The 10,382-nt window shown below is 59.2% G+C and carries 9 protein-coding genes and 1 pseudogene; 1 reads left to right on the forward strand and 9 read right to left on the reverse strand.

Annotation, left to right across the window (positions count from 1 at the left end):
- Nucleotides 1–254 precede the first annotated feature (254 nt).
- The 9 genes from ACKODO_RS15315 to ACKODO_RS15355 form a co-directional block, all read right to left on the reverse strand.
- Nucleotides 255–950: an ABC transporter ATP-binding protein gene (locus tag ACKODO_RS15315; RefSeq protein WP_408984313.1), complete on the reverse strand. Its 696-nt coding sequence runs from the start codon at nt 948–950 to the stop codon at nt 255–257.
- The gene (locus ACKODO_RS15320) at nt 947–2,200 is read right to left on the reverse strand and encodes a hypothetical protein (protein WP_408984314.1); all 1,254 of its coding nucleotides are present in this window, start codon (nt 2,198–2,200) and stop codon (nt 947–949) included. Before ACKODO_RS15320 ends, ACKODO_RS15315 begins: the two co-directional genes overlap by 4 nt.
- Before the next feature lie 30 nt (nt 2,201–2,230).
- Complete coding sequence (locus ACKODO_RS15325; protein ID WP_408984315.1) at nt 2,231–3,001, reverse strand: ABC transporter permease; 771 nt, start codon at nt 2,999–3,001, stop codon at nt 2,231–2,233.
- A complete protein-coding gene (locus ACKODO_RS15330) occupies nt 2,998–4,215 on the reverse strand; it encodes a hypothetical protein (protein WP_408984316.1) in 1,218 nt (405 codons plus the stop codon). Before ACKODO_RS15330 ends, ACKODO_RS15325 begins: the two co-directional genes overlap by 4 nt.
- A 68-nt stretch (nt 4,216–4,283) precedes the next feature.
- Nucleotides 4,284–5,375 carry a hypothetical protein gene (locus ACKODO_RS15335; protein WP_408984317.1) on the reverse strand — a complete coding sequence of 364 codons (1,092 nt, stop codon included), beginning with the start codon at nt 5,373–5,375 and terminating at the stop codon, nt 4,284–4,286.
- Nucleotides 5,376–5,387: 12 nt separating this feature from the next.
- Nucleotides 5,388–6,674 carry a glycosyltransferase family 4 protein gene (locus ACKODO_RS15340; protein ID WP_408984318.1) on the reverse strand — a complete coding sequence of 429 codons (1,287 nt, stop codon included), beginning with the start codon at nt 6,672–6,674 and terminating at the stop codon, nt 5,388–5,390.
- A 16-nt stretch (nt 6,675–6,690) separates the two neighbouring features.
- On the reverse strand, nt 6,691–8,010 hold the full coding sequence (locus tag ACKODO_RS15345) for a glycosyltransferase family 4 protein (RefSeq protein ID WP_408984319.1): 1,320 nt from the start codon (nt 8,008–8,010) through the stop codon (nt 6,691–6,693).
- Between the two features lie 37 nt (nt 8,011–8,047).
- Entirely contained in the window at nt 8,048–9,010 is a 963-nt protein-coding gene (locus tag ACKODO_RS15350) for a glycosyltransferase (protein WP_408984320.1), read from the reverse strand.
- A 94-nt stretch (nt 9,011–9,104) separates the two neighbouring features.
- Complete coding sequence (locus ACKODO_RS15355; protein ID WP_408984321.1) at nt 9,105–10,007, reverse strand: glycosyltransferase family 2 protein; 903 nt, start codon at nt 10,005–10,007, stop codon at nt 9,105–9,107.
- Between the two features lie 235 nt (nt 10,008–10,242).
- Here ACKODO_RS15355 and ACKODO_RS15360 point away from each other — a divergent pair.
- Nucleotides 10,243–10,382, forward strand: a pseudogene (locus tag ACKODO_RS15360) (IS3 family transposase); the annotation flags it as partial.

The raw sequence follows: 10,382 nt of genomic DNA on the forward strand, positions 1-10,382 counted from the left end.
GCTCCACCGGCGCCGCCGTACATAAACCTCGTCCGCCAACCGAAATCTCCAGCAATGCTGCCAGCATCAGTGCTGGATCAGAAATCCGGATTGTTCAAAGCCCCGGTTCAAAAACAAGGCGGCCTTCGGCGGAGGGATACGCTCCAGACGTGGACGCGCCAATACAATTGGAACTGTCTACACGGCAGCCTAAATTCAATGCCACCCATCACTCGCGTCGCCCTATCCGAGGACAACCTGTTGATGCTTCACCGCTAGAGCGTGGAATAGATATCGGCGGCGAGGCCGACGTCGTCGAAAACGCGACCGCGTCCGGCCTTGAGCACCAAAGCCGACGTGCATTGCGTGCGCACGAAGTCAGGCGAATGGATCGCGATAATCATGGCGCGATCCCGGCGCCGTTCAAGAAGCTCGTGGTGACACTTCTGCTGGAAGCGCGTGTCTCCGACGAAGAGCACCTCGTCGATCAGGATGCATTCAAAATCGATCGCCAGGGACAAGGCGAAGGCGACACGCATACGCATGCCATCCGAATAGGAGCGCATGGGCAGGAGAAGCAGCTTCCCAAGTTCCGTGAAGTCGTTGACGAAACTGAAGATCTCGTGGAAATCGACGCCATAGAGCGAACAGACGAACCGAACATTGTCGTAGCCCGTCAAGTCGCCTTCAAAGCCGCCGGCCAGAGCAAGAGGCCAGGAGAGCCGCATGCCGAGCTGGATGGAGCCTGACGTGGGGTCCATCACGCCCGACAAGATCTTGATCAGCGTCGATTTGCCTGCGCCGTTCCGGCCGAGAATAGCCATTCGCTCGCCTGGGCGAACCGAGAAGCTGATGCCATCCAGCACGCGGCGAGTGCCAACATCGGTCTCGAACTCCTTCACGATGTCCACCGCGCGGATCACCCGCTGGGAAGGCTCGGCGGATGGCGGAGCAAGTGCCGCGGTTCTCATGTCAGCGCGCGCTTCTGCCAGAAATACCGCGCGAAAGCGCCGTGGCCGGCGATATTGCCCAGCACTTTGATCAGGATAACGTAGAACAGGAAGGAGATTATCGCGACGATCAGCACCGTGAGATATCGGCGCGGATAACGCGGATAATCCGGCAATTGCGGCTCCACGATCCGCTCGAGATAGATTTGCTGCTTCTGCGCATCCGATCGGGCCGTCTCGAGCGCGCTGATCGTAGCGGCGAGAAGCTTCTCAGCGATGGTCTTGTCCAGTTGCAGGAGCTCGTATTCCACGATCTTGGGCGCAAGCGATGCGGTACCGCCGACCAGCGCCTGCCGCTCCTTGGCAATCTGCTGTTCGAGCGCATTGATCCGGTTCTGCAGGGCATTCATGGAGGGGCCCTGCGGCGAGGCCTTCAGCAGTTCGGAACGTTGCGCCTGGAGCTGCGCCAGTTCGAACGACAAACGCGCGATGACCTCGATGATCGCGGCCGAGTAGCGAGTGGGGTCCAGTTGCTGTTCGCGATTGCGCCAGCTTGTGATCCTCTCTTGGATCTCAATCGCGCGGCTGCGGGCCTCGTCTGCATCCTTTGCCGCACGACTCGACAGATCCTCGCGCATGCGAACCGTCAGCCGGTTCGCGAGAGCTTCGCCTGCACGCATTAATTCGCGGGCGATCAACTGCGCATCTTTAGGCGTGAACGCCGAGATGGCCAGTGTCGAGATGCCTGTCGACTTGTCATAGATCACCGACGTCATGGATAGGAAATACTTGAACTGCGCCTCGCGCGTCAGCTTCTGGAAAGGCCGTGGAAAACGCGAGATCACGTCGGCGTTGTCGGCGCCATAGATCGCGTCAAGATTGACCTTTTGGCGCAGCAACTCCATCGCATCCCGCGACAGCAGGAAGGCGTTGATGGCGTGCGCATCATCCGTCGACTTGGATACGCCGGTTGACTGCACGATACCCGAGAGCGGGCCCGCCAGACTGTTGGAATCGGACGGGGTGCGAACCACATATCGCGCCTCGGACACGTAGATGTGGCTGGCGAACAAGAAGATGTAGATGCCGACCAGTAGCGTCGGCAGGACCGTGATCAGAAAGAACAGCAGATACCTCTGGACAAGAAACCGGAATCGCCGCGCAAGATCGAGACTATCCTGCTGGGAAACAGCATGCCGGAGTGGCTTCAGCTGGACCGGGAATCGCCGCCGGACAATGGCTTCGACCGGAGTTTGCGTGATTTCGCTCATCTCGTCTGGCCCAGCCTGTGAAAATCAGCCTCAGTGCTCATGGAGATGATCTTTGATCCTCTCGATCCACCACAGGCCGAACGCGAGATAGACCAATCCGTAGAGGAAGGTGACTTCAGGATAATAGATCGCATTAACGGTTGGACCAAAGAAACCTTCCCGGATCATCTCATAGGGATGCGTCAGCGGGTTGAAATAAAGGAGATCCTGCAGAAAGTTGGGCATCCAGTCGACCATGTAGAAGGTCGGCGCGAGCGGGACCGACAGATACTGCATGGGACCGATAAAATGGTGCGCACTGCGATATCGAGCCGTGAGCGCAGCGGTGATCACCCCAAGGCCCAGCCCGAACCACGCGAGCAGAAGCCATCCCCAGAGCACCATCCGAAAATCAAAGATCGGCTCGGTTGCCCGGACGAGCAGCAGGAAGCCATAAACGGTGAAGAAGGCCAGGGTCGTGCCGGCGAACTCGAGCACGGCGCGCGACAGGATCATGTCGAGCATCGTCAGCTGCCGATGCAGCAGCAGAGACAGGCTGCGCTGGAGAATATGCACGTTCGGGTTGGTCAGATGGCGAAACAACGTCAGCGCCATATAGCCGGTGACGACGAAGGGAATGACATTCAGCCCATGCATGGTGGCCGGCTTGGCCAGAGCCCAAAAGGTGGTGACACCCGCACACAGGATCATCGGCTCCAGGACAGCCCAGACAAAGCCGACATTCTCGCGGCCATAGCGCACGATCAGGTCGCGCACCATCAGCGCATGCAGGATCTGCCACTGGGCCTTGAGCGCCGTCATCGCTGGTCGCTCTCCAGCTTCGGCGCATGCTCGGTGATCCCGGTCTTGATCAACCAGCCCACAAGCAGAACCACGAGGTTGGCTAACGTGAAAGACAGGATCTCGAACAGACGCTCGGGCATCCGGGCGTAATCGGGCAAGGTGGGGCCAGCGATCCTTTCCAGATAAAGCTGCTGGCGTCGCGCTTCCGTCCGGGCTGTATCGAGCGAGACGATCGCAGTCGCGAGCGTCTTGACCGTCATCTCGCGCTCAAGCATCAGTTCTTCGAACTTGGCGATCTTGCTGGCAAGGCCATCCGAACCATCGGTGATGCGCGCCTTTTCCTGAGCAATCTGGCCCCGGATAGCCTCCGATCGCCGTTCGAGTGCCGCGATCAGAGGCGAATTGGGCGACGACACCGAAAGCTCGGCCATTTGCGTGCTGACGCGACTGGCTTCCTCCGACAGCTTGCCGACCAGTTCCAGCACAAGGATCGACGAGCGATTGGGATCGATCTGCAATTCTCGATTGCGAAAATTCGTGATAGCAACCTGAATGGCGCGCAGCCGGTCCTCGATCTGGTCCACCTCTTGCTGGGCAAAGCGAACAGCATCGCCATGAATGCGCACATTCATGCGGTTGATCACCTGCTCCGACAATTCGAGCAGTAGGCGATTGATCAGTTGCGCCTCCTCCGGCGTGTAGGCCTGAACGCGCAATGTGCTGATGCCGGTGTTCGAGTTGAACGTCACCACAATCCGGTTCTTCATGTACCGGCTGAATTCGTCCAAGCCCTCGCCAAAAAGGATATTGGGATAGCGGCTGAGCGGATCGGCGCCGGGAGGCGAATAGATCCGAGCCAGATCGACCTTGGCCTTGAGCTGTTCCAGCGCATCGCGCGAGGTGATGAAGTCATGCACCGCGAAGGTGTCGTCCTGCGAGGATGAAACGCCGACCATGCGGAGGAAGGCTGCGAAGCCGCCGGCGGAAGAGCGCGTAGAGGACCGCACAACGAAAGTCGATTCGGACACGTACCGATCGGAGGCCACCAGGCCGAAATAGATCACCGAAAAAATGGCCGGGAACAGCAAGATAGTAAGCATCACAAACCGCTGCAGCAAGCGCCAGTTCCAGCGGGCGGGCGGGGGAAGCATCTTCAAGGCACGTCCGCTGATCGCCTGGATCGGCTTCGTCGTGGCGACCTCAGGCATCTGCAATTGTTCAGCCACCTTCATCGATCAGAACCCACATATTAGTTCGCCCTTCGACAGCCGACGAGCAGACCAGCATTCATGCGGCAAATTTATGAACAGACCGCCAGCCGCGTCGGCGTGATGCTGACATGTGCCAATCCGAGATACCCTTCGATCTCACCACGATCAATCAGCACACGCACCTCGATATGCTGACTAGCATCGTCGTGGCTGAATTCAAACGGCAGAGTGTAAAGCCCTCCCTTGCGCGCACGGGTCGAAAAGTCCGTGATCGACTCTCCCGAGACCGCTTCGATTCGGAGATACATGTCCCGGATTTCCGAGCTGATTCCGAAGGCGACCTCGCCGGCATAATGACCGCGAGGCAAGTAGAGATACGGTCCGTAATAAAGGCAGCGGGCTGGGCCAACCAGTTCCTGGATCGCCGGTGCGGGGCGCCGATAGGCCCGCCCGTCCAGGAACATTGAGGGTGGCCAACGCATGGGTTCGCCGATCTGGCCTTGAACCATGGGCAACAGCGGGTTGCAGACCATCGCAACCTCCTCGCGTGCCTTGCCGGTCAACCCCATATCCTTGGGCAAGGTTGCGGCTCTTGGATAAGCCTTGGCGATCGCCTGCTCGAGCGTGGCATCGCTTGGCAATTCCAGCCGCTGGAAGATCATCGATAGGTTTCGGGGCGGCCGACCGAGACAGAATTTTCCAACATGCTGGAACAGATCCTCAAGTCGAATGCCCGCGTGGCTGTGCGTGATGACAGCGCGGTAGGGATTGTTTACCGCCTCGGCGATCATCGCGAAGCTGCGTGTGATCGGCGGGATCGAATTCAGCAAATCTGCGTTCAGCGCCTCCATCCACCAGGCAACCGATGTGACCGGCGCATCGAGCGCGATCAGCGTGGGGATGCGTTCCCGAGCCAGCCAATCGATGAGCGAGCGATCCGGAAACTGGGCACCCACCAGAAAATTCTGGTTCTTGTCGGCATCGTGGAGGAAGGCTTCGGTCTCCGAGAGATTTTGCGGCCAGAATTCACGAAAGTCCCGGATATTCTCGCTGATCACCAGATTTCGCAGTAGGGTGCAGGTGTAAAGCGGCAGGGGCCCTTGCGTGCCGAGCAGCGCGAAGCGGACCGGGGCTTCGGTTGAAACATTGGCAGTGGCGAGGCGAAGGTCCGAGTGTGTCATGCCGCGAGCGCTTTAGGCCTTGCCTGGCAAGAACGCCAGCAGCCTGAACAGATCATCAAAATACGCTTCCCAGCCTCTTATTGGAAAGAGGGCTGCCCTAGCGCGATGCGTCGCGCGATTGCCGGGGTCCGCAAGCGCAAGGACGGCATCACGCCAGGCAGGCGGGTTATCGAGCGGCAAAAGTGTCGCAGCGCCCTGCGCGACTTCTCGAAAGACAGGGATATCCGATGCGAGAACCGGTGTGCCCACGGCCAGCGCCTCGACCAGAGGCATGCCATAGCCCTCGTCGATAGACGGCATCAGGAGTGCTGCCGCACGCTCGACCAACGCGCGCAGTTCCGTGGTCGAGAGGCCGGAGATCTCGACGATCCGGCCGCGCAGAACTGGGTCGGCCATGGCCTTGATCGCAGTATCGTATTTCCACCCGCGTGAGCCGACCAGAAGCAATTTCGGGGGGGTCAGACCATCGAGAACCATCTGCCGCCAGAGTTGGATTAGCAGCAGATGGTTCTTCCGGGGTTCGATGGTTCCGCATGCAATCACATAAGCCGGGCCTGCGCATTCGGCCATCTGGATGCGCGCTCCGAGGAACTCCCGCGCCGGCGGTGTCGGATGCGCCACCACCTCGATGTCGAGGCGCCCTAGCGCCTGACCCTGGGCCCGCACACGTTCGCGAACCGCATCACTCGGCACGATGACAAGGTCGGCTCGATGGATGATCTGCTCGATCTTGCGGGGAAATGTCTTCTCAATGCCATCCCAGAAGAGTTCCGGACGATCGATTGGAAGCAGATCGTGGATCATGAACACCGCACGAATGTCCAGGCGACGGGAGAGCCACGCAAGATGCCGCGGATTCTCGAGGCCTGCATAGGATGTGTTCAGGTAGATCGCTCCACGCGGAAACCTGCGCCAGACCGTCTGCCAGGGCCAGGTACGAGCGAGCAGCATGGCCTTTTGGAGGGTTGCACGATCGACCGCGGCGTCAGGCTGCATCCGGCTCGCATCCGCCGCTGGATCGCAGAGCCAACGCTGAATGCGCTGTGGAAGGGTGCCAGAACTCCCCCGATCCCACTCGGCATGAATGGTTCGAACCGCACCCGTCAGCCACTTCGCCTGAAACCAGGTCGGAATGCCGAATTCACGATGATAGCCGGCGAAAAGCAAATCGGGCCGTTGCGACAACGCAGATGCATATTCGACATCGATGCGCGAAATGCCCGTCGGACTCCTCTGGAAGAGGTAATCTATATACTTCGAGAAATCGAAGATGATCGGGCTCTCGGGGTGCGATCCCATCAGACAATCCCGACGGTCACGCAAAGCGCGCATAAAGGGCAGAGAGTCTTTCAGCATAGCGCGCCGGCGAGAACTTTTTCGCCTGCGCGATCCCCTTCCAGCCCAGTTCCGTGCGCAGCCCCTCGTCATGCTCGAGCCGGCGAATGGCCGCGCCGATCGAACCGGGATCGTAGGGATCCACCATGAGGCCAGCCTCTCCCGCGATCTCTGGCAGGGAGGAGGTGTTCGAGGTGATCACCGGCGTTCCCAACATCATCGCTTCGAGGACGGGAAGCCCGAACCCCTCATAGAAGGACGGAAAGATCAGGCCCCTCGCGCCACGCATCAGGGCCAGGAGATGCCCTCGCGGAACATATTTCAAATGCCGCACGCGTCGTTCCCTGCGGATCTTTCCGTCAGTCAGGTGAAGATCTTTGAAGCGGCGATCATGGATGCGGCGCAGGTCGTCGCCATACTGCCAACCGAGACCGCCAGCGAGGATCAGCGGGCGGGAGGAGCCGCTCGCCAGATATCCATCCAGAAGCCCTCTCACGTTCTTCTTCGGCTCGATGGCGCCAGCAAACAGCCAGTATTCCTTCCATGGCAGGCCAAATACCGCCTCGAGCTCGAAGGCGATCTCATCATCGGTCCTCGTCAGGAATTCTGGTTCAATGGCGACAGCCTGGCCTGTATTCGTGATCCGATCTTCGGGCAGGTTGAAAAACTCGACGATGTCCCGGCGGCTGTGCTCGGAGACCGTGACGATGTGGTCTGTCTGATCGAGTAGGGAACGGATCAGCGTGTGGAAGGCCGGCTTGTCGTCACGAATGCTGTAGGGTAATCGCAACGGAATGAGATCATGAATCGTCGTCAGCGTTGGACCGCCGGCCAGTCGAAGCGGAATGACATGCGATGCATGCAGCAGGTCCACGCCATCGGTCCGCACGGGCAAGAGGCGGCCGTAGCGGCGAAAATGGGCACGGGCACGCTGTGCGAGCTCCACGACGACATGCGCCTCGGCAAGCGATGGCTCAGCGAGAAAAGTGCCGGGATCGACCACGATCGGATCGGGCATCACAATCTCGGCCTCAACGCCATTCCGATCGGCTGTCACGAGGTTGCAAGCCTCGAGCCAGGCCTTGCGCGGCGACCATCCCGTCGTCGGCGGCGTGTCGAACAGGTGGATTTGACGCAAGGGCGCAGGCCCGGAGGGCAAGGGCGTGGGAATCCCGAACAGGGATGCCGTCGGGTGCCCTGCGAGCGCGGCCGAACGCGCAAGATTTCGGGCATAGGTCGCAAGCCCGGTTCCGGCGCGGCTCGTGAGATGGTGACACTCAACGAGGATTTTGGCCTTCAAGGCAAGCGTTCCTTCATGCGGTCTCCGGAGGTCTCGCTCATGCCGCCTCATTCGCCTTGCACGCCTCGAGCGCAGCCATGATTGTGCCGCGCTCCGTTTTCGGCAGCGCCTCCAGCGCGGTAGTGCAGATATCCGCATAGAAGCAATCGGCGCGCTTCATGCGTTCGGGAGACCACTCGTCGAGAGCGTTGAACGCCATGTTGTGCCAGAGGTGAATGGCATATTGCTCGGAAGAGAGATCGTGGCTGTCCTTGCGCCAGGTCGGATCGAAGAGAAACCGATCGATATGGTTCCAGAGCGGAAAGAACCATTTCTCGTGAGTCAGCACATGCACGCCTGTCCGACGCCTAGAATAAAGGTACATCGGCAGCTTGACCGAATGGAAATCCCACATCTTGTCACGCCCACTCGACCGGAACGATCGATACTGCCGCAACCAGCGCTTCGCGAAGCGGCTGCCCCGGCGGCCAAGCATGATCGCGTTGCAGAAGCCACCCATCGCCCCTGGGATGGTTTGCTGGACGCCCACGACATAATCGTGGTGGGCGAGTTCATCCATGTTCGCCAGGGTGAAGCTGTCACAATCGAGATAGAGACCCCCGATCTCGATCAGCGCCAAAAGGCGAATGACATCGGATTTGTGTGCATAGTGGCGAATGCGGGCGAAGCCGAAATAGTCGATATCGGGAATCCGCACGATTTCGACACGGGGCTTGATCAGGTCCCAGTAAACGCCCGTCGGCTCATGATGCAGGTAGAGGAATGTCTTGGCCGCAGGGTGCCGCGCCTGGGCCGAGAGTACTGCCATGCAGGCGTAGAACGGGAAATTCTCGGCGGATTTCAGCCCGTAGACGAAATGCAGCGCGTTGACGCCCGAACCGGACCTTAGCTCCGACGCGCGTCCACGCAGATCACGCCGCAGCACGCGGATCGCCGTGTAATCTCGGATCACGTTTCGAAGGTGTGGGAGCGCGTGGAAAAGATTGACCCAATAAGCCAAGTACAGCGCCTTCTCGACAGATCGTGACCAAGGAAGCCACAGATCGATCCAGAATCGCGGATGAAGGAACGGTGGAAAAAACACGCGATGCCTCTCAATATCTGTACGGCGTGAATTGTCGTACGGAGTTCAGCCAAGAAAAGAAAGTACGAAAGTTCCGACAATCGAGCAACGGCTCTTGCAGCCAGCCAAGTGTGGGCAGATTTGACCTATGCGAATACAGGGCATACTGGCGCATCGCATGAAAGCCGGGCTCATCAACGAAACCGGAGACCTGGAACTCGCTGATGATGTCAATTGGTGTGAACTCGATGATCCCCATGCGACGGGCGAACTGCTCGAGTGCCTTCTGCTTGAAGCGCTTCTTGTAGGGATGATTGGCATTGCTCCCGGACGCCGTCCGGTAGAACAGCCCCGATCCCGGCAGGTTGCCGCAATTGAACTCAGTCAGAATTCTCGACCAGAGCTCGTAATCCTCCTCGCATCGGAACGTGGCATCATAGGCGAGTTTCGCAGGCAGCCTTTGTCGATCGAACATGACAGTCGGATGAACAAATGGATTGCTACCAAGGAACGCATTGATGATCTCGCGGCCTTTCCCGGGACTGACGATACGTCCCTCCTCGACCCCGAACTTTTCCGCCCCGGTTCCGCAGATGGCGAGCCCTTCGCGCATCATGAAGAGCAACTGCTCCTTCAGCCGATGATCCTCCATGACGTCGTCGCAATCCATACGCGCAACATATTGCGCACGTGCCTCTCGCAGTCCGACGTTCAATGCGTTAGGAAGCCCCTGGTTCTTCTCGAGCCGGATAAACCGGATACGCGGATCTTTGAAGGCGTCGACCTTGGGTGCGAGCGAATCCGGAGAACCATCATCGATCACCAACAGTTCCCAGTGGGGATAGGTCTGAAGGATCACACTCAGGATGGCAGCATCGATTGTCTCGCTTGCCCGATAGGCCGGCATGATGATGGAAATCAAAAAACCTAGCATCACATTCGTCCAGTGGACAGGCTCATGAGAGGCGGATCAACTGCCGGCAACGCAAAACAGAGGCAGAAACACCACTTTCTGACCGGCCTACATAGAGAGTGTCATCTCGCAACGCAACCACGATGGAGCTGACAAGATAACTGAACCGCCCCGAGTTTTCTAGACGCCCTCTGATTGCGTTTTGTGCTGCCGTTCGAACTCGACGGGTGACAGCAACCCGTTTCGTGCATGCTTCCGGGTGGCCAGGCTTGCGCAGATTGCCGGCATCCGCGCGCAGATCGGCTACAAGAAGCGCCCCGGCAAGTATGGCGGCAAGCCTTCACTGGCTGTCGACAACACGCTGGATCGCCAGTTCGATGTGGAGGCACCCGACAA

Source organism: Rhabdaerophilum sp., from assembly GCF_046092605.1.
Taxonomy (GTDB): Bacteria; Pseudomonadota; Alphaproteobacteria; order Rhizobiales; family Beijerinckiaceae; genus Rhabdaerophilum.

Excerpts from the sequence above, each read along its gene's own strand:
- ACKODO_RS15315 (WP_408984313.1), bottom strand. The coding sequence starts at position 950 with ATGAGAACCGCGGCACTTGCTCCGCCATCCGCCGAGCCTTCCCAGCGG.
- ACKODO_RS15320 (WP_408984314.1), bottom strand. The coding sequence starts at position 2,200 with ATGAGCGAAATCACGCAAACTCCGGTCGAAGCCATTGTCCGGCGGCGA.
- ACKODO_RS15325 (WP_408984315.1), bottom strand. The coding sequence starts at position 3,001 with ATGACGGCGCTCAAGGCCCAGTGGCAGATCCTGCATGCGCTGATGGTG.
- ACKODO_RS15330 (WP_408984316.1), bottom strand. The coding sequence starts at position 4,215 with ATGAAGGTGGCTGAACAATTGCAGATGCCTGAGGTCGCCACGACGAAG.
- ACKODO_RS15335 (WP_408984317.1), bottom strand. The coding sequence starts at position 5,375 with ATGACACACTCGGACCTTCGCCTCGCCACTGCCAATGTTTCAACCGAA.
- ACKODO_RS15340 (WP_408984318.1), bottom strand. The coding sequence starts at position 6,674 with ATGGGATCGCACCCCGAGAGCCCGATCATCTTCGATTTCTCGAAGTAT.
- ACKODO_RS15355 (WP_408984321.1), bottom strand. The coding sequence starts at position 10,007 with ATGCTAGGTTTTTTGATTTCCATCATCATGCCGGCCTATCGGGCAAGC.